We start from the raw sequence: 20,228 nt of genomic DNA, 5'->3' as shown, positions 1-20,228 counted from the left end.
CTGCCCAAGAGGAGCTGACACAAGGTTCGGACGCGTCGGTAGGTGATTGCGCAGCAGGCCAGTTTAAGGAATGCCCCGTGGGTGTCGTCCCGGATGTCCCAGCGGATTCGCAGGCGCCGGAAGCCGTGGATCCATGCGTTCGTCCGCTCGACGGCCCACCGCACGGTCCCCAGTCCGGAGCCGTGCGGCACACCTCGGCGGGCGATCACCGGCTTGATGCCCCGCTTCCACAACAGACGGCGGTACTTGTCGAAGTCATAGCCCCGGTCGGCGAACACCTGCCTTGGCCGGTGGCGTGGCCGCCCCCTTCTGCCACGGATGCGAGGGATGGCGTCCACGAGCGGCAGAAGCTGGGTGACGTCATGGCGGTTGCCGCCGCTCAACGCGATCGCCGGAGGAGTTCCCGGCCGTCGGTGATCACATGGTGCTTCGAGCCTGGCCGGGCACGGTCGACTGGGCTCAGCCCCGTTTTCGGGCCGCCGCGACGGGCCTGGCGGTGCGAGCCGTCGATCACCTCCCGAGACCGGTCCAGTTGGCCGGCACGGTGCAACTCGGTCAGCAGCACCCGGTGCAACCGGTCCCACACCCCGGCCTCATGCCGGTCCCGCAGTCGGCGCCAACAGGTCATTCCCGAGCCCAAACCGAGTTCCTGTGGCAGCCACTCCCACTGGATCCCCGTGTGCAGCACGAACAGGATCCCCTGCAGGCATCCCCGGTCATCGAGAGGTGGACGACCGAGCTTGCGAAGCCGTCGCTGTTGCACCGGCAGCAACGGCTCAACACGTCCCCACAGCTCGTCCGACACAAGCCACGATGGTCCCTTCCCCACGATCTCCTCAACGAGCGGTGGAAGAAACCGAGATGGGCACCCCCTCCGTGCAGCTGGGGTTCCGGTTGCAATGTCTTCCACTGTGTAACGGTCAACTCGTGCCGCGACTTCGCCGTTCTCGATCTTGGTGACCGTTGGCGTGAGGAGGCGACGTCCTGTCCCGCGCTGAGTCGTACATGGCTGGGGGCCGCTGAGTTGCGCCCGAGCGGACGTGCGTACGGAGGTTGTGCTGTGATCGGGCTGGGAGCAATAGCGGGGATCGCACTGGTGGAGCTTGGGATGGTGCTCACGCCGGGCCCGAACATGATCCACCTGGTCTCCCGCTCGATCGCCCAGGGCCGCCGGGCAGGGCTGGTCTCGCTGGCCGGAGTCGCCCTCGGCTTCCTGGTCTACCTCTTCGCGGTGTCCGCCGGTATCGCCACCGTCTTCGCGCTGGTGCCGGAGATCTACCTGGCGATCAAGCTGGCCGGAGCCGGCTACCTGCTCTGGCTGGCCTGGAGGGCCGTCCGTCCGGGCGGCCGATCCGCTTTCGCGGCCCAGGAACTGGTGCAGGACGGACCACGCAAGCTCTTCCTGATGGGCTTCCTCACCTGCCTGCTCAACCCCAAGGTGGCCATCCTCTACATCTCCCTGCTGCCGCAGTTCGTCGACCCGGCACGCGGCCATGTCGGCCTGCAGGGGCTGCTGTTGGGGCTGACCCAGATCGCGGTGGGGGTCGCGGGCAACGCGTTCTTCATCGTGACGGCCGGCTCCGTCGCCGGGGTCTTCGGCCGGCACCCGCTCTGGCAGCGCCTTCACCGCTATGTGATGGGCACCGCGCTGGCGGGATTCGCGTGCCGTCATCCGGCGGACTTCGGCATCAGCTGACGCGCCTGCCACCATCCCTCGGCCGAGGAGCCGACCTTCGATTACGTGAAGCTGGCGGCTCAGGGCATGCCCGTGGCCAAGCTGTTCGTGCGCATGCCGAGTGACGGCCGGACGCGGCGGAGCCTGCCGCTACTGCGGGGCGTGCGGGGGCAGGTCAGGTGTCAGCAGCCGCCCGAGGCCGTGGTCGAGGCGATCGACGAGGTGATGGCGACGTCGGTGTTGCGCCGCGCCGCCCGGTCGCCCGCGCGCTTGGCCTCTTCAAGACCGGCACCCCGGGAGGCCGCCGCCATGGTGGCCTCCATGCGGCGCTGTTCCATCAACTCGGCACGCTGGCGCTTCAGTTTGCTCAGGAACGACATCATGATTCTCGCGTTCTCCCTGTGACGGTAACTAAATATCCTGCCGCAACCCACCATACGGCGGACGTACGACAAGACCGCTCACCGCAGCCGCACCCCACACCAACCGCCGCTCGCAGCAGCGTCATCAGTGCCTACAGCTCCGCTTCGCACGGCAACCCGAAGATCCGCCGTTCATCTCCCTGATCCGCATGCCGTGGATCCCAGCCTCCCGCCGACGCATCAACCCCTTCACGTCTTGGCGCGTCGTCATGCCGTGATGAGCCGTCCGGGCCGCAGCCGTGCGCGAGGGCTCAACCGTGTGGACCGACTGCCGGTGTCTCATGTCTGGCGTGTCCGGCAGTGGGACGCAGTGGCAGGCGGCGCCGAAGGACGGGTTTCACGTGCTACGGCACACCTACGCCTCCCCGTCGTCGGAGGCGGGGGAGTCCGTGGTGGCTGTCGCGCGGTGGCTCGGGCACTCATCGCCGGCCATCACGCTCGGTTACTATGCCCACTTCATGCCGGAGGCCGGAAGCAAAGGTCGAACCGCCGTCGACGGGCTACTCGGGCGGGAGGGGTGATCTGTGCGCCTGTCGATTCTCCCCAGGGCCGATCGGGGGCGATCTCGGGGTGAGTGCCTCCTTGAAGTCGACCATTGAATCTAAGGAATGTAAGCCGTGGAACCTAGGAAAGAGTTGAGAGAGGTGGTTGCGACCCGCTATGTTACGCCCTTGCGTGAGGGCGGGTCGCTCCCCGGGATCGTCGAGGGGGACGACCTCGGTACCTACATCATGAAGTTCACCGGTGCCGGGCAGGGGCGCAAGACGCTGGTTGCGGAGATCATCTGCGGGGAGCTGGGGCGACGGCTCGGGCTGCGGGTGCCGGAGCTGGTGCGGATGCAGCTCGACCCGGTCATCGGGCTGAGCGAGCCGGACCAGGAGGTCCAGGCGCTGCTGAAGGCCAGCGGGGGACTGAACCTGGGCATGGACTACCTCCCGGGGTCGCTGGGGTTCGATCCGCTCGCGTTCGAGGTGAGTGCGCGCGAGGCGGGCCGGGTGGTGTGGTTCGACGCGCTGATCAACAACGTGGACCGGTCCTGGCGCAATCCCAACCTGCTGGTGTGGCACGGCGAGTTGTGGTTGATCGACCACGGCGCGGCGATGATCTGGCACCACAACTGGCCGACCGCGGAAAGGGCTTCGGCCCGGCCGTACGACGCTTCCGATCACGCGTTGGCGACGTTCGGTCCGGATGTCGCGGCGGCGGCCGACGAGTTCGCCCCGCGGATCACCGAGGAGCTGCTGACCGAGATCGCCGCGGACGTTCCCGACGAGTGGCTGGACGGTGAGCCCGGTTTCGACTCGCCGGACGAACTGCGCCGGGCGTACGTGCGCACGCTGCTCGCCCGGGCGCGGACCATCAGTGATCACATCACCGTCGGCGAGCCGACGAAGGACAAGCCGTCGCAGGCACCGAAGTGGCTGGCGGGAAAGTTGCCGCGGAGGGCTGTGAAGTGAGCGGACTGCACAACGGGCGCGACGTCTTCGAGTACGCGCTGCTGAGGATCGTCCCGCGGGTCGAGCGCGGAGAGATGATCAACGCGGGGGTGGTGGTGTACTGCCGTGCGCGGCGGTTCGTCGAGGCCCGTACGCACCTGGACGAGGCCCGGCTGCTGGCGCTGGACCCCACGGTGGACCTGGCCGGTGTACGGGCCGCGCTGTGCGCCGTGGAGGGCATCTGCGAGGGCGGCGCGCGAGCCGGGCAGGCGGCGGGGGACGACCCGGGGCAGCGCTTCCGCTGGCTGATCGCGCCGCGCAGCACCATCGTGCAACCGGGCCCGGTGCACACCGGACTGACCGCCGATCCCACGGTGGAGGCGGAGCGGCTGCTGGACTTGCTGGTGCGGTGAGAGCGGGCCGGGCATGCGGTGCGCGGGGCGGGTTTCCTGAGGGAGGCCCGCCCCGCGCGCTGTTTGCGGCCGGTGTGCGGTGGTGGGGCGTTGACAGGGGGTGGCCGGGCTTCTAGCGTCAGCTCTGCTGAGGCTACTAAGCGGTTGCTCACCCGGATCGGGAGCGGACCGCCGGTCCAGGTGTTCGAGCTTTCGACGATCGAGGGTGAGGAGAACCCGCATGTCCACCACCGAGCAGCGTGTTGCCATCGTGACGGGCGCGGCCCGCGGCATCGGCGCGGCCACCGCCGTCCGCCTGGCCGCCGAGGGCCGCGCCGTCGCCGTACTCGACCTCGACGAGGCGACCTGCAAGGACACCGTCGAAAAGATCACCGCGGCCGGCGGCAAGGCCCTCGCGGTCGGCTGCGACGTCTCCGACAGCGACCAGGTGGCGGCCGCGGTCGAGCGGGTCGCGGCGGAGCTCGGCGCACCCACCGTCCTCGTCAACAACGCGGGCGTGCTCCGCGACAACCTGCTGTTCAAGATGAGCGACAGCGACTGGGACACCGTCATGAACGTGCACCTGCGCGGCGCGTTCCTGATGTCGCGGGCCTGTCAGAAGCACATGGTGGACGCCACGTTCGGGCGGATCGTCAACCTCTCCTCCAGCTCGGCGCTCGGCAACCGCGGCCAGGTCAACTACTCGGCGGCCAAGGCCGGTCTCCAGGGCTTCACCAAGACCCTCGCCATCGAGCTCGGCAAGTTCGGTGTCACCGCGAACGCCGTCGCCCCCGGCTTCATCGCCACCGACATGACCGCCGCCACCGCCGAGCGGGTCGGGATGGACTTCGAGGAGTTCAAGACCGCGGCCGCCACCCAGATCCCGGTGCAGCGCGTCGGCAACCCCGACGACATCGCCAACGCCGTCGCCTTCTTCACCGGAGAGGCGGCCGGGTTCGTCTCCGGCCAGGTCCTGTACGTCGCCGGCGGCCCGCTCTGCTGACCGCCGTACCGACCGCAGGACCACAGGAGCAGGAGAACCGGACATGACAGAGCAGGACAGCGGGCTCCCCGCACCCTCCGGCAAGGTGGCACTGATCACCGGGGCCAGCCGCGGTATCGGGTACGGCATCGCCGAGGCCCTGGTCGCCCGCGGCGACCGGGTCGTGATCACCGGACGCAACGAGGACGCCCTCAAGGAGGCCGCCGGGAAGCTGGGCGCCGACCGGGTGCTCGCCGTCGCCGGCAAGGCACACGACGAGGCGCACCAGGCCGTCGCCGTCGAGCGGGCCATGGAGACCTTCGGCCGGATCGACTACCTGGTCAACAACGCCGGGACGAACCCGGTGTTCGGCCCGATCGCCGACCTCGACCTCAACGTGGCGCGCAAGGTGTTCGAGACCAACGTCGTCTCGGCACTCGGCTTCGCGCAGCGCACCTGGCACGCCTGGCAGAAGGACCACGGCGGCGCCATCGTCAACATCGCGTCGATCGCCGGCGTCAGCCCCTCGCCGTTCATCGGCGCCTACGGGATGAGCAAGGCGGCGATGGTGAACCTGTCGCTCCAACTGGCCCACGAATTCGCCCCGGTGGTACGAGTCAACTCCATCGCCCCCGCGGTGATCAAGACCAAGTTCGCCGCGGCCCTCTACGAGGACCGCGAGGAGGAGGCGGCGGCCGGCTACCCGATGGGGCGGCTGGGCGTCCCGGAGGACATCGGCGGGGCCGCGGCCTTCCTGCTGTCCGACGGGGCCGGCTGGGTCACCGGGCAGACGCTCGTCGTGGACGGCGGGCTGTTCCTGAACGCCGGGGTGTGACCGCCCGCGGGGCCGCCGCTCCGGGCGGCCCGTGAGCGGGCTTGCCTTCGTGTGCGCTCCAAGAGGCAGAGTCCGTGGTGCCGGTCCCTTCAGGGGGCCGGCACCACTCGTATCCGCGGACCTGCCAGGGAGACATGCCATGCACTACCGCACGCTCGGCGGCGGCGACGGGCCGCGGATCAGCGCCGTCTGCCTGGGCGCGATGCCGTTCGGCACCACCGTGGACGAGCGCACCTCGTTCGCCCTCCTGGACCGCTTCGCCGAGGCCGGCGGGACACTCGTCGACACCGCGAACAACTACGCCTGCTGGGTGCCCGGCGCGACCGGCGACGAGAGCGAGACGGTGCTCGGACGCTGGCTGCGCAGCCGCAGCGCGGGCGACCGCACGGTGCTCGCCACCAAGGCCGGCGCCCGGCCCGACCCGGCCCGCGGCGCCCAGTGGCCCGCCAATGCCGAGGGCCTGGGCGCCGACGCGCTCCGCACCGCCCTCGACGGCAGCCTGCGCCGCCTGGGCACCGACCGGGTGGACCTCTTCTACGCACACGTCGAGGACCGCACCGTCCCGCTCGCCGAGACCGTCGGGGCGCTGGCCGAGCTCGTCCGGGACGGCCGGGTCGGCACCCTGGGGGCCAGCAACCACGCGACCTGGCGGCTCGCCGAGGCCCGGCAGCACGCCGCCGCCCACGGGCTGCCCGGCTTCCGCGCCGTACAGCAGCGCCACACCTACCTGCGGCCGCGCCCCGAGCCGTCGGCCGGCCTCCAGCGGGAGACCGACGAGGAACTGCTCGACTACGCGGCCGCGCACCCCGATCTGACCCTGCTCGGCTACTCGCCCCTGATGGAGGGCGCCTACGCCCGCGCCGACAAGCCGCTCCCGGAACGCTACGACCACCACGGGACGGTGGTCCGGATACGGGTGCTGGCGGAGGTGGCGGCGGAGTGCGGGGCCACCGTGAACCAGGTGGTGCTGGCGTGGCTGATGGGCGGCCCGGTGCCGGTGGTGCCGGTGCTAGGGGTCAGCTCGGTGGCACAGCTGGACGAGTGCCTGGCCGCGCTGGACCTCGCCCTGGACCCGTACCAGCGGGCCCGGCTGGACACCGCCTGAGGAGCCGGGGGATCCTGCCGTGCGGGCCCCGGCGGGCGGCCCGTGGCGGGGACTGTCAGTGGTCGCCGGTAGGTTCTTGCGATGAGAACGGAACGCACACCGGAGGTTGTTGACGTGGTCACCGACATGCTGCCCGAGTCCTGGCGCGGGGTCCTGGGCGAGGAGTTGGAGAAGCCCTACTTCAAGGAGCTGATCGACTTCGTCGAGCAGGAGCGGGCCGCCGGACCCGTCTACCCGCCCCGCGAGCAGGTCTTCGCGGCGCTGGAGGCCACGCCCTACGACCAGGTCAAGGTGCTCATCCTCGGCCAGGACCCGTACCACGGCGCCGGCCAGGGCCACGGTCTGTGCTTCTCGGTGCAGCCCGGCGTCAAGACGCCGCCGTCGCTGCGCAACATCTACAAGGAGATGAAGGAGGAGCTCGGCCACTCGGTTCCGGACAACGGCTATCTGATGCCCTGGGCCCAGCAGGGCGTCCTGCTGCTGAACGCCGTGCTCACGGTCCGTGAGGGCGAGGCCAACTCGCACAAGGGCAAGGGCTGGGAGAAGGTCACCGACGCGGTGATCCGCGCGGTCGCCTCCCGCCCCGACCCGGCCGTCTTCGTCCTCTGGGGCAACTACGCCAAGAAGAAGCTCCCGCTGATCGACGAGGAGCGGCACGCGGTGGTCCAGGGCGCGCACCCCTCCCCGCTCTCCGCGAAGAAGTTCTTCGGCTCCCGCCCCTTCACCCAGATCAACGAGGCGATCGCCGCCCAGGGCCACGCCCCGATCGACTGGCGCGTCCCCGACCTGGGCTGACCGGCCGCCCGGCAGGTCGCGCACACCGCGCGGAGCGTCCCCCCGGCGGTTAGCGTCGGGGGGAGCCGGTGGTGGCGAGCGACGACGGGGAGTGCGCGGTGGCGAAGCAGCGGCGGGCGGCGGAGCCCGAGGACGGCGTGCCGACCCGACTCGGCCAGGCGATCATGTTGCACCGCGCCGGCGACCGCGAAGAGGCCCGCAACCGCCTCGCCGCGCTCTGGCACGAGATCGGCCCGCGCGGCGACGCCTTCCACCGCTGCGCTCTCGCGCACTACATGGCCGACACCCAGGACGACCCTCGGGACGAACTGGACTGGGACCTGCGTGCCCTGGAGGCGGCGGAGGGCTTCGTCACGGAGCGGCCCGCGCGCCCCCAGCCCACCGGCGCCGGACCGGCCGGTGGCGCCGGCCCCCGCCACCCGCTCGCCGCACTCCGGGCGTTCTTCCCCGCACTCCACGTCAACCTCGCGGCCGACTACGCCGGACTCGACCGCCCGGCCGACGCCCGCGCCCAGCTCCGGCGGGCCCGCGCCTCGGTACGCGCCCTCGCCGACGGCGAGTACCGCCGGCGGCTCACGGCCGCGATCATCCGCCTGGAGCTGCGGATCGAAGGCGCGGCGGGCTCCTCCCGGTAGGAGCGGTGCTGCGCGGGCCGTCGCCTCAGGGCCCGTCCGGCCCGGTCTGGGCCGGTCCGGACGGGCCCGCACCGGTCGATCGCCAGCTGCTCCGCCGCCAACTGCTCCCCGCTAACTGCTCCGCAGCATCCCGTCGACCAGTTCCGCGCACGAGGCCCGCAGCGCGTCGCGGGTGGGCGGCGCGGCGTGGAACTGCCCAGCGACGCAGGAGAACAGCACCCCGTCGCACCAGGCCACCAGGCTCAGCGCATGCCGTTCCGGCGCGGCGGAGCCGGCCGCCGTCAGCAGCGCCACCACCGGCTCCAGGAAGGCCCGGCCCGCGCGGTCGTACACCTCCCGCAACTCCGGCCGCCGGGTGGCCTCCAGCGCCAGCTCGTAGCGGGCGATCAGCAGTGCGCGGTGGTGCGAGAGATAGCGGTGCAGGGCGAGCGCGAGGGCGTCCGCCAGCGCCGCCGGGGCGACTGCCGCAGGGTCCGCGACGCCCGGCATCTCACGCGGGGCGAGCACCGCGGTCTCGCGTTCGGCCAGCCGCCGCACCGCGGCCTCCAGGAGCGCCGCCCGGGTCCGCGCGAGGTTCGACGTGGAGCCCTGCGGCAGCCCGGCCACCTCGTCGACGGCCCGGTGCGTCAGCCCCCGCATGCCGCGTTCGGCGAGCAGCTCCAGCGCGGTGTCGGCGATCAGTCGGTGCCGGGGGAGGGGGGCGGGGGACGCGGTGGCCTTTCGGACGTTCATGCAGGTGAGCCTAGTGGGACCGGACACCGGTGACTACGGCCGTAGTGTCGTGCGCAGTCGCGTAACTACAGGTGTAGTCTGACGTCATCGGGAACTACAGGTGTAGTCGCGGCCATGGGTGCATCGGCGCCCGGCGGCGGCGGGGAGGCGGCGACATGCGGCAGCGCACCGCGATCGTGATCGGCGGCGGCATCGGCGGGCTCACCGCCGCGTTGGCCCTGGACCGGCAGGGCTGGCAGGTCACCGTCCTGGAACGGGCCGCCGCCCTGGAACCGGTCGGCGCGGGCATCGGGCTGGCCCCCAACGCCCAGCGCGCACTGGACACCCTCAAAGTGGGCGACGCGGTCCGCGACATGGCCTCCTGGCAACTGGCCGGCGAGATCCGCCGGCCCGACGGGCGGCTGCTGGCCCGTACCGACAACGCGGCGGCCGTCCGACGGTTCGGCGGACCGGTGGTGATCGCCCACCGCGCCGACCTGATCGCCCTGCTCGCCGACCGACTGCCGGACGCCGCGGTCCGCACCGGCGCCCCGGCCACCCTCGTGGACCCCGGCGATCCGCTGCACGCCGACCGGCCCGCCCGGGTGCGGACCACCGCCCCGGACGGCACACCGGCGGAGCTGACCGCGGACCTCGTCGTCGCCGCCGACGGCATCCACTCCGCCACCCGCCGGACGCTCTTCCCCGACCACCCGGCACCCCGCTACGCCGGCTTCACCGCCTGGCGCTTCGTGGTGTCCGCCGCCGACGCCGCCGGACTCGCCGACGCCGGTACCGCGCACGAGACCTGGGGGCCCGGCGGACTGTGGGGCACCCTGCCGCTGCACGACGGGCGGATCTACGCCTACGCCACCGCGGCCGTCCCGCCCGGCGGCGGGCGGGACGGCGCCGACCAGCGCGCCGAGCTGCGGCACCGGTTCGGCAGCTGGCACCGGCCCGTCCCCGAACTGCTGGCCGCCGTCCACCCGGCGGCCGTCCTCCGCAACGACGTGTACGCCGCGGCCGCCCCGCCGCCCGCCTTCCACCGGGGCAGGGTCGCGCTGCTCGGCGACGCGGTGCATCCGATGACCCCCAACCTCGGGCAGGGCGGCTGCCAGGCCATCGAGGACGCCGTGGTCCTCGCCCACGCGGCCGCGCCGGACACCGCCCTGGCCGCCGCGCTCACCGCGTACACCCGGCAGCGGCTGCCCCGCACGATGGACGTGGTCCGCCGGTCGGGCCGGATCGGCCGGCTCACCACCTGGCGGTCCCGGCCCGCCTGCGCCCTGCGCGGCGCCCTGGTCGCGGCCACCGCCCGGCTGGCCCCCGATCTGGCCCTGCGCGGTCTGGACGGGATCGCCGACTGGCGACCGCCGGTCGCCCCGTAAGCTGCGGGGGCCAGATGCCCGGACGCCCCCGGAGGGACCGGGCGGCGGGACCGCGGAACCAAGGGAGAAGTTGCGTGAAGGTCGGCTGCATCGGACTCGGAGACATCGCACGGAAGGCATACCTCCCCGTGCTGGGCACCCAACCCGGGATCGAGCTCCACCTGGCGACCCGCAACCCGGCCGCCCTGCAACAGGCAGGCGACGCCTACCGGCTGACCGCGCCGCAGCTCCACGCCGACCTGGACTCACTGCTCGCCGCCGCCCCGGACGCCGTCTTCGTGCACGCCGCGACGGTCGCCCACCCGGAGATCGTGACCCGGCTCATCGAGGCCGGGGTGCCGACCTACGTGGACAAGCCGATCGCCTACGAGATCGCCGACACCCGGCGGATCGTCGCCCTCGCCGAGCAGCGCGGGGTGGGCCTGGCCGTCGGCTTCAACCGCCGCTTCGCCCCCGGCTACGCGCAGTGCCGCGAGCACCCCCGCGAGCTGATCCTGCTGCAGAAGAACCGCACCGGGATGCCCGAGGACCCGCGCACGCTGGTCCTGGACGACTTCATCCACGTCGTCGACACCCTGCGGTTCCTCGCGCCGGGCGAGATCGAGCACATCGACGTCCGGGCCCGGCTCCGGGACGGGCTGATGGACCAGGTGGTGCTCCAACTGTCCGGCGACAGCTGCCCCAGGGCGCGGGACGGGTTCACGGCGATCGGGATCATGAACCGCCGGAGCGGGTCGGCCGAGGAACGCCTCGAAGTGTCCGGACAGGACACCAAGCGCGAGGTCGTGAACCTCGCGGAGGTCGTCGACCACAAGGGGCAGCCCACGGTCCGACGCCGCGGCGACTGGGAGCCGGTCGCCCGGCAGCGCGGCATCGAGCAGGTCGTGCTCGCGTTCCTCGCATCGGTGCGGGCCGGCGAGGTGGTGAGCGCCGCCGACGCCCTGAAGACTCATGAACTCTGCGAGCGCATCGTGCGCGAGGTGACGCACGGCGGCTGAGTACCGGTGCCCCTGCCCGCCTTGGAAGACGCCGGGCCGGGGCGCTGTCGCCGCCGTCCGTCACGGGGCCGCGATCGGGGCCTTGATGCCGGGGCGTCGACGCGGGGGCGTTCGTGTCGCGCAGGCACGTGGTCACGCCGGTGCAGACGGCCCGTCGCCGGCCCGGCCGAGGGATATCGAGCGCACCCGTGCCTGGTCCGGCCAGGTGACCGCGTACGTCGGGTCGGCTCCCTGGCATATCCGGATGTAGCGCAGGAGTTCACGGACGATGCCGGCGTTTCCCGAACCCCAGCCGGTGCGGGGTTCGAGGAGTCTGGGGGTGGTCCGGTTTTCGAGGTTGGACCATCGTGCTCCGTCGGTGTCGCGGGTCGCGCGGGAGAGGAGGTCCGCGGCGAGAAGTCGTGCGAAGCCGGGGCGGTCGTCCTGCTCGGCGATGCGGTCGCAGGCCAGTGCCAGGACGCCTGCTGTGCCGCAGCACCGTCCGTTGTTGTCCCAGAATCCGGGCTGCAGGCGGCGAGGCAGGCCGGACCGGGTCACGGTGTGCCAGCAGCTGTCGGCGAAGGTCTGCCACCTGGCGTCGTCGAGGACGTCCCCGAGCAGTCGGAAGACCTGGGCGTCGCCGGAGGGGCCGTGGCACCAGCCGTAGCTGTAGCGCGCGGTGAGGTCGGGATGGTCCTGCGGGTCGGAGTGCGGGACGAGGAAGCCGGCCGGGCCGGCCTCGTTGCGTGCCACGACATCCGCCGCGCCCGCTTGCGCCAGTTCGACGAGATCCGGCCGCCCGGCGGCCAGGCCGACGCGGGCCAGCCCGTGGACAACGCCGAGCGTGCCGTGCGAGATGTGGTGGAACCGCGAACTCCGGCCCCTTTCCGCCTCCCAGCGAACGCCCGCCGGGGTCTGCTCGGCCGTGCGCAGGTAGGGCTCCACCGCGAGCAGGGCCAGGTCCACATCCCCCATCGCCAGCGCACCGAGGCCGATACCGGCGTTGCCGCCCATCAGATCGAACCAGTCGCCCCAGCGCGTCCCGTCGAAACGTGCGCGCACGAGGTCCAGGGCCCGGACAGCAGCGGCGCCCGGAGTGCCGAACTCGTCGTGGACCGCCCGTAGGGCGAGTGCCATGCCGGTCAGGCCGAAGTACAGCGAGCTGTTCTCCCGGCCGTCGACGGCGGCTGACACGCTTCGGGCCGCACGCACAGCGGCATCGCCGTACCGTTCATCACCGAAGTGCCGCCATGCTTCGAGGAGAACGGCGATGACACCGGCCGTCCCGCTGTAGAACGTGGGGTCGGTCTCGTCATCGGATGGCGTGGCAGCCCACGCCAGGCCGTTCCCGCCGGTATCCCGCGCGTGGCTCAGCAACCAGCGCAGAGCATCCGCCGCCACCGCTTCGACCTCGTCCACCGCTGCGATCGTCGCTTCCCCCGTCATAGCGCCCCACTGTGGCACACCGCGCCGGTCTCGCCCGGACGGGTGCCGGTCGTGAGGCGGGGGAAAGCCCGACGACGGCAACTCCTGCCAGGAGGCGCGAACGAGGGCTCCGCACACGGTTCGTGGCCGGGAGCGGGGTCGGTCCTGCCCGGCTGACGACGCGCCGCCGAGAGGCGCCGTGCGGCAGGCGCGGGCGGCGCCGGCGAAGCGCATGAGGTGACGCTCACGACCATCTCCGCAGGGCGCGGGCGAGGGCGGCGGCGAGGGTGTGCTCACGCTGCTCGCGGACGCCGCTGCGCTCGCTGCCCCGCCCGAGGGCGCGCACCCCTTCCCGACAGCGCGCGTCCCGGGCGGCGGCTGTCCGCCCGGGACGCACCGCACAGCCACAAGCCGTGCGAACGGGCGGTCACCGACGCCCCCGCGCCGGTCGCCTGCCGGCCGCCCGCCCCGCTCCTACCAGCCCGTAGGCGAGCAGCGCGGCGATCGCCCCGTAGAGCGCCCAGTCGCCCCAGCGGGTGTACGGGCTGGTGCCGCGGGCCAGCGGCACCTCGTAGACGGCGGCCGCGCTGCGGTCGGTGCCCAGCTGCTCGCCGATCCGTTCGCCCCGCGGGCCGTACACCGCGCTGATCCCGGTGAGCGTGGCGTGCACCATGGGGCGCCAGGTCTCCGCGGCGCGCAGCGCGGCCAGGGAGGCGTGCTGGGCGGGCGCCCAGCTGTCCTGGAACGTCGCGGTCGAGGACTGGGCGACCAGCAGCTGCGCCCCGTCCGCGGCCAGATGGCGGCTCATGTCCGGGAACGCCGTCTCGAAGCACACCAGCGGACCGACCCGCAGACCGGCCGCGGCGGGGATCGCCATCACCACCTGGCGGGTGCCGCGCCGCCGGTCGCTGGTGGCGGCCTTGCCCACCTTCGTCGCCCAGCCCAGTACGGACCTGGCCGGTATGTACTCGCCGAACGGCACCAACCGCATCTTGGCGTAGCGGTCCCCGGTCGGGCCCTGCGGGCCGATGAGCACCGCGCTCTTGGAGATGCCCCTCCTGCCGGAGTCCGGCGCGTCGGCGTTCACCAGGAGGTCGGCGCCGGTGCGGTGGGACAGCGCGGCCAGCCGGGCGGCGAGCGCCGGATGGTCCGCCGGGTCCTGGTAGAGGCTGCTCTCGCCCCAGACGACCAACCGCACCCCGCGGCCGGCCAGCGCGCCGGTAAGTGCCTCGCTGCGGGCGAGCCGCTGGGTGGGTGTGCCGCCCGGGCCCGGCTGGACGACCGCGATCCGCACCGTCCCGGCGGGCGGGGGGAGCGGCGCCCATAGCCAGACCGCGGTACCGGCCAGCGCGCACACCAGCAGCCCGGCCACCGCGGGGAGCCGGGCCGCCCGGACGGCGATCAGCCCGGCCAGCGCGGTGTTCACCGCCACGATCAGCAGGCTCAGCAGCCACACCCCGCCGAGCGAGGCCATGCGCAGCGCGGGCGGCACCTGCCACTGGCTGGCGCCCAGCAGCCCCCACGGCCCGCCCAAGTACTCCCAGGACCGGACCAGTTCGACCATCAGCCAGCCGGACGGCACCAGCACCAGCGCGGCGGCGGCCCGCCCCGGACCCGGTGCCCCGCCCAGCAGCGCCCGCACCAACACCCCCCAGGGCGCCCACAGCGCACCCAGCAGCAGCGCCAGGACCAGGATGAAGACGTGCAGGCTCGGCAGCAGCCAGTGGTGCACCGCCAGCATGAACCCGGCGCCGCCCAGCCAGCCGTACACCGCCGCCCGCCGGGCGGTCCGCGCCGACCGGACCAGCAGCAGCCACGGCACCAGCGCCACGTACGCCAGCCACCACCAGGACGGCTCGGGGAAGGCGAGGGCCGGCAGCGCACCGGCGAGCGCGGCGGCCGGGCCGCGCGTCCAGAGCGAGTCGGACCGGCGCGTCCGGTGGCCGAGCGGTATGTCCATACGGGCTCCCTGTCGTCGTGCCTGTCCCCTCGTCCGCCGAGGTGTCCCGTCGATATCTCTTGCCACGCTCAAGGGTTGTCAGGCGTCCCCGGCTCCCGCCACTTCTCGTGCACCCGTCTTGCCGGTCCCGCCCGGGGCACGCGGCGGCCCCCGCCCGGGAGGACGGGGGCCGCGGCCCGTGGGACGGCCGGTGCCGTCAGTTCACCAGCGAAGGTTCGGCGGACAGGTCCGGGCCGCCGTCCGGTGCGGCGCCGGCGGGCACCGGCGAGTCCGCCGCGTCCGCGGTGTCCGCCGTCCCGGACGGCCCGGCGGCGAACTGCGTGCGGTACAGCTCGGCGTACCGGCCGTCCGCCGCCAGCAGCGTGTCGTGGGTACCCCGCTCGACGATCCGCCCGCCCTCGACCACCAGGATCAGGTCGGCGGCCCGGACGGTCGACAGCCGGTGGGCGATGACCAGGGCGGTCCGCCCGTCCAGCGCCTCGGTGAGTGCCTCCTGGACGGCCGCCTCCGAGGTGTTGTCCAGGTGGGCGGTGGCCTCGTCCAGGATCACCACCCGGGGGTGGGCCAGCAGCAGCCGGGCGATGGTCAGCCGCTGCCGCTCGCCGCCGGAGAGCCGGTAGCCGCGCTCGCCGACGACGGTGTCCAGGCCGTCGGGCAGCGAGGCGATCAGCGCTTCCAGGCGGGCCCGGCGCAGCGCGTCCCACAGCTCGTCCTCGGTCGCCTCCGGGTTGGCCAGCAGCAGGTTCTGCCGGATCGAGTCGTGGAAGAGGTGGCCGTCCTGGGTGACCATGCCCAGGGTGTCCCGCAGTGAGGCGGCGGTCAGCTCACGGACGTCCACCCCGGCCAGCCGCACCGCGCCGGAATCCGCGTCGTAGAGCCGCGGCAGCAGCTGGGCGATGGTCGACTTGCCGGCGCCCGAGGAGCCGACCAGGGCCACCATCTGGCCCGGCTCGGCGCGGAAGGAGACGTCGTGCAGGACCTCCTCGCCGCCCCGGGTGTCGAGGGTGGCGACCTCCTCCAGAGAGGCCAGCGACACCTTGTCGGCGGCCGGGTAGCCGAAGCGCACCGCGTCGAACTCCACCGCCACCGGGCCCGCCGGCACCGGCCGGGCGTCCGGCCGCTCGGTGATCAGCGGTTCGAGGTCCAGCACCTCGAAGACCCGCTCGAAGCTGACCAGGGCGCTCATCACCTCGATGTGCGCACCGGACAGCGCGGTCAGCGGGGCGTAGAGCCGGGTCAGCAGCAGGGCCAGCGAGACGATGGCGCCCGCCTCCAGCTGTCCGCGCAGCGCCAGGAATCCGCCAAGCCCGTAGACCACGGCCAGCGCCAGCGCGGAGACCAGGGTGAGCGCGGTGACGAAGTACGTCTGCACCATCGCCGAGCGGACGCCGATGTCGCGCACCCGGCGGGCCCGGGCGGCGAACTCCGCGGACTCCCGGGACGGGCGGCCCATCAGCTTCACCAGCGTGGCGCCGGGCGCGGAGAACCGCTCGGTCATCTGGGTGCCCATCGCGGCGTTGTGGTCGGCGCCCTCCCGCCGCAGGGCCGCCAGCCGCCGGCCCACCAGGCGGGCGGGCAGCACGAACACCGGCAGCAGCACCAGCGCGATCAGGGTGATCTGCCAGGACAGGGTGAGCATCACGCCGAGCGTGAGCAGCAGCGTCACGATGTTGCTGACCACGCCGGACAGGGTGTCGCTGAACGCCCGCTGGGCGCCGATCACATCGTTGTTGAGCCGGCTGACCAGCGCTCCGGTACGGGTACGGGTGAAGAAGGCGATCGGCATCCGCTGGACGTGGTCGTAGACCGTGGTGCGCAGGTCGAGGATGAGCCCCTCGCCGATGCTCGCCGACAGCCAGCGGGTCACCAGCCCCAGCCCTGCTTCGGCCACGGCGATGGCGGCGATCAGCCCGGAGAGCCCCAGGACCAGCCCGGCCGGTTTGCCGCCGACGATCGCGTCCACCACCCGCCCGGCGAGCAGCGGGGTGGCCACCGCGAGCAGCGCGGTGACGGTGCTCAGCACCAGGAACCACACCAGCATCCGCCGGTGCGGGCGGGCGAAGGCCGCGATCCGGCGCAGCGTCCCGCGGGAGATACGGCGTTTCCCCTGCTGAGCGGTCATCGTGCTGTGCAGTGAATGCCAGGCGGTGACTTCCATGTCCATCGCGGCCTCCTGTATGCCGGGGTCGTCACGGGATCGCCGTGGGTGACCGGCGACACGAAAGAACCTAGAACCTAAACCAATCTTGAGGTCAAGGGATTCCGTTCACCGTCACCCCGGTTGGCTACCCGGACCCCGCCCGCGGCCACCGGCCCGACCGCCACGACGATGACCACCATGCACCCCGGGGGAGAGCGCCGCAGCACCGCACGCCGGGCCTGCACACCACGCCGACGGGCCGCGCGTCACCCCCTGCACGCCGGGCCCGCCTTCGCCGACGCCTTCGCCGCCCCGCCGGTCACCGCCCCGCCCGGTCCTCCCCGGTCATCGTCGACATCGGCCGCACCGACGGCCACCGCGCGGCCACCGAGGCCAACGCGGCCCGGGCGAGCGGAAGTTGCGCCGCCGACCCGGAAATGACCCCGGACCCCACCCTACGGGCCGCCGGACCACGTCCGCTGATGGCCCAAGGCCCAAGGCCCAAGGCCCATGGCCCATGGCCCAAGGGGACCGGCCGTTCGTCCGCCGGGCCGGCTGACCCGCCGCCTACGGCTGGAGGGCCTGCTCCCAGACCACCGGCGCGATCGGGTCGCCGTCGGCGCCCTCACCGGTCACCGTCAGCCGCACGCCCGCCCGGCCGTCGCCCAGGGTGACGGTGGCGTCCACGACGACCCGGACCGCGGCCGCCGCCCGCGCCATCTCCGTCAGCGCCCGCCCGACCGCCGCCACCAGCGCCCTGGCGCACTCCGCACCGACCCGGGCGTCCACCGGCCCGACGAACTGCACCGACGGTCGGTGGCCCAGCGCCGCCGTGGCCGCGCCGGCCTCCCGCAGGATCCGGGTGCGCGGCCCGGCCGGCGCCTCCGGCGGCCCCTGCTGGAGCGCGATGATCGCGGTACGGATCTCCTGGATCGTCGCGTCCAGCTCGTCCACGGCATGCCCCACGCCCTCCTTGACCTCCGGGAGGACGGCGGTGCGCTGAGCGCTCTCCAACAGCATCCCGGTGGCGAAGAGCCGCTGGATCACCAAATCGTGCAGATCGCGGGCGATCCGGTCGCGGTCCTCGTAGACCGCGAGCCGCTCGCGGTCCCGGTGGCGGTCGGCCAGGACGAGCGCCAGCGCCGCCTGGGACGCGAACTGAGTGCCCAGCGTCCGTTCCAGATGCGTGAAGCGGGGGCCGCCGGAGGCCCGGCACAGGGCCAGCGCGCCCAGCACCCGGCCGCCACTGCGCAACGGCAGCAGCATCGTCGGCCCGTAATGGCGCGAGAGCGGGGAGATCGAGCGGGGGTCGCCGGCGAAGTCGTCGGAGAAGACCGCCAGCCCGGCGTGGATCTGGTGCAGGACCGGGCTCGCTGCCGGGATCGTGCCCCCGTACGTCTCGGTCCGTACGGCCTCGGACAGCACCGTGGAGATGGCCACGACCTCCATCGCGCCGTTGGACTGCGGCAGCAGCACCGCCCCCGTCGCCGCCTCGGCCAGCTCCCGGCCCTTCTCGGCCACCACGGTCAGCGCGTGCTCCTTGGTGGAGCCGGTCTCCGGGCCGGCCAGCAGCGCCGTGGTCACCGACGCCGCCCCGTCGATCCAGCGCCGGCGCTGCCGGGCCGCGGCGTGCATCCGGGCGTTGCCCATGGCGATCCCGGCCTCGGTGGCCAGCACCCGCACCAACTGCAGGTCCACCTCACCGAACCGCCCGGATCCCGCGCCGGACGCCGCTACGGACCCCGCCTCGGACTCCACCCCGGACCCCGCCGTTGGGTCGACTACCGCACCGTCCCGCTTCCCCGCCAGGAAGACGCTCCCGAACAGCTCGCCCCGCACCTTGATCGGCACCCGGAGCGCGAACGGGGCAGCCGGCCGCCCCTCGGGCGGACTGCCGTGGGTGATCAGATCGCGCAGCCCGTCGCCGTCCTCGTCCAGCACCTCCACGGCCGCATAGCGGGCGCCGGTCAGCGACGCCGCGGTCTCGGCGATCCGGTGCAGCACCCGGTGCACGTCCAGGTCCGAGCCGATCGCGACCATCGCCTCCAGCAACTGCGGCAGCCGGGACAGCGGGCCGCCGGCCAGATGCCGCAGGCTCTGCGCGGTCCGCTCGGCGAGCTCCGCCGCGGAGCCCTCCGCCCCGGCAGCGTCGTGCGGGTCGGCGGGCTCGGGGAACTGCGGCGCATGCGGCATGAAGGCGGCTTCTCGGGCTGGCACAGTGCGGACACGGAACGGCTGCGACCAGTCTAATTCGCCCGGAAGGATGACCCCGGGGCGAGCGCGTTGCCGCCGGGCCGCGGCGCGCTCACCGGCCTGCCCCGGCCCGGCGCGCCGTCGGAAGGCCGGGGATCAGGCCGACAGCGCCGCCTCGATCGCCGCGACCAGCTTCGCCACCTCAGGCTCGGTCCGCGGCCGGAAGCGGCGGTGGGCTGGTAGAGGGCCGTGAGCCGGGCGGTTTCCTCCTCGCGGAAGTCCCGGACTTCGGCGCAGCGCTGGCTCATCAACGAATTCGCCCAACGTCAGGCACTGCTCCGCGCGTTGGATGCACACGCCGCCGGAGGATCGTGGAGAGGGCTAGGTGAAGCGGAGTTCGCCGATGGAGCCGAGGTCGATTCCGTAGCGGGCGAAGACCTTGGTCGTGTTCTCGCTGGTGAGGTCGGTTCGCGCGAGGGAGAGGCGTTCGGCGGCGGCCCATACGTGTTCCTCGGTGTCGCCCTCGATCTCCAGGTAGGGCGGGATGCGCGGCCATTCGTCGATCTCCAGCCGCACACCGTCCAGCAACCAGGACGAGCGCCGGTTCTCCTGATAGCCGCGGTGGGCCAGCCCCATGAGCCCGAGGAGCGCGTGCGTGTCCTCGAACGAACCGACGGTCGTTTCGGTCTCCCGGGTGCCATCGATCTCGTCCGAGCTGATCGTCTTCACGCACAGGGTCACCGCGCCGCCGGAGTCCCGCAGTCGCACCCAACGGCCCGGGACCGGAGGGACGGTGTCGTATACGTAGCGGCGCATCAGGCGCTCGCCCTGGAACCTTCCGCCGGCCGCCTGGATCCGCTCGGCCATGGCGTCCGGGTCGATGCCCAGTGCCTTCGCTTCGTACTCGACGGTGTGCATGGATCTCCTGCCAGTCGTCAGTGTCTGCGCGCCGGGGTCCGTACCTTGAGTGGTTCGGCACGGCGGCTTGTACGGCCGACTCCGGCGGGCGGGCCCGGGGTCCACCTCACTCCGGGACGGCCCGTTCCGCCGGTCGGTGCGAGGGCGATTTCCGGATGGGGCGCCGCAGGTGGACATTCTGATGGAGATTCCGGACTACGAGACTCTGGTCGAGGTCCCCAGGGCCGCGATCGCAGCGC

At 73.0% G+C, this 20,228-nt stretch carries 17 protein-coding genes and 1 pseudogene; 10 read left to right on the top strand and 8 right to left on the bottom strand.

Annotation, left to right across the window (positions count from 1 at the left end; genetic code table 11):
- Positions 1 to 26 precede the first annotated feature (26 nt).
- Positions 27 to 829 (bottom strand): annotated as a pseudogene (locus CG747_RS12965) (IS5 family transposase); the annotation flags it as partial.
- 231 nt (positions 830 to 1,060) lie between these two features.
- On the opposite strand from CG747_RS12965, the gene CG747_RS12960 reads away from it, so the two are divergent.
- Entirely contained in the window at positions 1,061 to 1,696 is a 636-nt protein-coding gene (locus CG747_RS12960) for a LysE family translocator (RefSeq protein WP_100601848.1), read from the top strand.
- Between the two features lie 161 nt (positions 1,697 to 1,857).
- On the opposite strand, the gene CG747_RS47160 is transcribed toward CG747_RS12960, so the two are convergent.
- Positions 1,858 to 2,058 carry a hypothetical protein gene (locus CG747_RS47160; protein WP_146022076.1) on the bottom strand — a complete coding sequence of 67 codons (201 nt, stop codon included), beginning with the start codon at positions 2,056 to 2,058 and terminating at the stop codon, positions 1,858 to 1,860.
- 674 nt (positions 2,059 to 2,732) lie between these two features.
- On the opposite strand from CG747_RS47160, the gene CG747_RS12945 reads away from it, so the two are divergent.
- The 7 genes from CG747_RS12945 to CG747_RS12915 all read left to right on the top strand — a co-directional run bounded on the left by CG747_RS12945 (position 2,733) and on the right by CG747_RS12915 (position 8,277).
- Positions 2,733 to 3,554, top strand: a complete 822-nt coding sequence (locus tag CG747_RS12945) for a HipA family kinase (RefSeq protein ID WP_100601846.1) — start codon at positions 2,733 to 2,735, stop codon at positions 3,552 to 3,554.
- Complete coding sequence (locus CG747_RS12940) at positions 3,551 to 3,946, top strand: DUF3037 domain-containing protein (RefSeq protein ID WP_100601845.1); 396 nt, start codon at positions 3,551 to 3,553, stop codon at positions 3,944 to 3,946. The genes CG747_RS12945 and CG747_RS12940 overlap by 4 nt, the downstream gene beginning before the upstream one ends.
- Before the next feature lie 220 nt (positions 3,947 to 4,166).
- The gene (gene fabG, locus CG747_RS12935) at positions 4,167 to 4,928 is read left to right on the top strand and encodes a 3-oxoacyl-ACP reductase FabG (RefSeq protein ID WP_100601844.1); all 762 of its coding nucleotides are present in this window, start codon (positions 4,167 to 4,169) and stop codon (positions 4,926 to 4,928) included.
- Between the two features lie 43 nt (positions 4,929 to 4,971).
- Positions 4,972 to 5,742, top strand: coding sequence for an SDR family oxidoreductase (locus tag CG747_RS12930; RefSeq protein WP_100601843.1), 771 nt, complete (start codon positions 4,972 to 4,974; stop codon positions 5,740 to 5,742).
- 139 nt (positions 5,743 to 5,881) lie between these two features.
- Positions 5,882 to 6,847: an aldo/keto reductase gene (locus tag CG747_RS12925; protein ID WP_100601842.1), complete on the top strand. Its 966-nt coding sequence runs from the start codon at positions 5,882 to 5,884 to the stop codon at positions 6,845 to 6,847.
- Positions 6,848 to 6,928: 81 nt separating this feature from the next.
- Entirely contained in the window at positions 6,929 to 7,642 is a 714-nt protein-coding gene (locus tag CG747_RS12920; protein ID WP_100601841.1) for a uracil-DNA glycosylase, read from the top strand.
- A 68-nt stretch (positions 7,643 to 7,710) separates the two neighbouring features.
- The gene (locus CG747_RS12915) at positions 7,711 to 8,277 is read left to right on the top strand and encodes a hypothetical protein (protein ID WP_100601840.1); all 567 of its coding nucleotides are present in this window, start codon (positions 7,711 to 7,713) and stop codon (positions 8,275 to 8,277) included.
- 111 nt (positions 8,278 to 8,388) lie between these two features.
- Here CG747_RS12915 and CG747_RS12910 read toward each other — a convergent pair whose 3' ends face one another.
- Complete coding sequence (locus CG747_RS12910) at positions 8,389 to 9,009, bottom strand: TetR/AcrR family transcriptional regulator (RefSeq protein ID WP_100601839.1); 621 nt, start codon at positions 9,007 to 9,009, stop codon at positions 8,389 to 8,391.
- A 155-nt stretch (positions 9,010 to 9,164) separates the two neighbouring features.
- Here CG747_RS12910 and CG747_RS12905 point away from each other — a divergent pair, with 155 nt between their 5' ends.
- Positions 9,165 to 10,376, top strand: coding sequence for an FAD-dependent monooxygenase (locus CG747_RS12905; protein WP_100601838.1), 1,212 nt, complete (start codon positions 9,165 to 9,167; stop codon positions 10,374 to 10,376).
- A gap of 74 nt (positions 10,377 to 10,450) precedes the next feature.
- Entirely contained in the window at positions 10,451 to 11,374 is a 924-nt protein-coding gene (locus CG747_RS12900; protein ID WP_100601837.1) for a Gfo/Idh/MocA family protein, read from the top strand.
- A gap of 132 nt (positions 11,375 to 11,506) precedes the next feature.
- Here CG747_RS12900 and CG747_RS12895 read toward each other — a convergent pair whose 3' ends face one another.
- From CG747_RS12895 to CG747_RS12870, 5 genes are all read right to left on the bottom strand, one after another.
- Entirely contained in the window at positions 11,507 to 12,799 is a 1,293-nt protein-coding gene (locus CG747_RS12895) for a lanthionine synthetase LanC family protein (protein ID WP_100601836.1), read from the bottom strand.
- A gap of 406 nt (positions 12,800 to 13,205) precedes the next feature.
- Positions 13,206 to 14,738 (bottom strand): apolipoprotein N-acyltransferase, encoded by a 1,533-nt coding sequence (gene lnt, locus CG747_RS12890; RefSeq protein WP_100601835.1) that lies wholly within the window; start codon positions 14,736 to 14,738, stop codon positions 13,206 to 13,208.
- Between the two features lie 196 nt (positions 14,739 to 14,934).
- Positions 14,935 to 16,902 carry an ABC transporter ATP-binding protein gene (locus tag CG747_RS12885; RefSeq protein WP_100601834.1) on the bottom strand — a complete coding sequence of 656 codons (1,968 nt, stop codon included), beginning with the start codon at positions 16,900 to 16,902 and terminating at the stop codon, positions 14,935 to 14,937.
- Between the two features lie 543 nt (positions 16,903 to 17,445).
- Entirely contained in the window at positions 17,446 to 19,071 is a 1,626-nt protein-coding gene (locus tag CG747_RS12880; RefSeq protein WP_100601833.1) for a GAF domain-containing protein, read from the bottom strand.
- Positions 19,072 to 19,452: 381 nt separating this feature from the next.
- The gene (locus CG747_RS12870) at positions 19,453 to 19,989 is read right to left on the bottom strand and encodes a class IV adenylate cyclase (RefSeq protein WP_100601832.1); all 537 of its coding nucleotides are present in this window, start codon (positions 19,987 to 19,989) and stop codon (positions 19,453 to 19,455) included.
- Positions 19,990 to 20,228: the final 239 nt, after the last annotated feature.

This window comes from Streptomyces sp. CB02959 (assembly GCF_002803155.1).
Taxonomy (GTDB): Bacteria; Actinomycetota; Actinomycetes; order Streptomycetales; family Streptomycetaceae; genus Streptomyces.
The sequence above is the reverse complement of the archived record's forward strand: the minus strand, read 5'-3'. Positions and strand labels throughout refer to the sequence as shown.

Bases quoted from the DNA above. Each gene is read 5' to 3' on its own strand.
- CG747_RS12910 (WP_100601839.1), bottom strand. From the start codon at position 9,009: ATGAACGTCCGAAAGGCCACCGCGTCCCCCGCCCCCCTCCCCCGGCAC.
- CG747_RS12920 (WP_100601841.1), top strand. From the start codon at position 6,929: ATGAGAACGGAACGCACACCGGAGGTTGTTGACGTGGTCACCGACATG.
- CG747_RS12930 (WP_100601843.1), top strand. From the start codon at position 4,972: ATGACAGAGCAGGACAGCGGGCTCCCCGCACCCTCCGGCAAGGTGGCA.
- CG747_RS12905 (WP_100601838.1), top strand. From the start codon at position 9,165: ATGCGGCAGCGCACCGCGATCGTGATCGGCGGCGGCATCGGCGGGCTC.
- fabG (WP_100601844.1), top strand. From the start codon at position 4,167: ATGTCCACCACCGAGCAGCGTGTTGCCATCGTGACGGGCGCGGCCCGC.
- CG747_RS12870 (WP_100601832.1), bottom strand. From the start codon at position 19,989: ATGCACACCGTCGAGTACGAAGCGAAGGCACTGGGCATCGACCCGGAC.
- CG747_RS12925 (WP_100601842.1), top strand. From the start codon at position 5,882: ATGCACTACCGCACGCTCGGCGGCGGCGACGGGCCGCGGATCAGCGCC.
- CG747_RS12880 (WP_100601833.1), bottom strand. From the start codon at position 19,071: ATGCCGCATGCGCCGCAGTTCCCCGAGCCCGCCGACCCGCACGACGCT.
- CG747_RS12885 (WP_100601834.1), bottom strand. From the start codon at position 16,902: ATGGACATGGAAGTCACCGCCTGGCATTCACTGCACAGCACGATGACC.
- CG747_RS12895 (WP_100601836.1), bottom strand. From the start codon at position 12,799: ATGACGGGGGAAGCGACGATCGCAGCGGTGGACGAGGTCGAAGCGGTG.
- lnt (WP_100601835.1), bottom strand. From the start codon at position 14,738: ATGGACATACCGCTCGGCCACCGGACGCGCCGGTCCGACTCGCTCTGG.
- CG747_RS47160 (WP_146022076.1), bottom strand. From the start codon at position 2,058: ATGATGTCGTTCCTGAGCAAACTGAAGCGCCAGCGTGCCGAGTTGATG.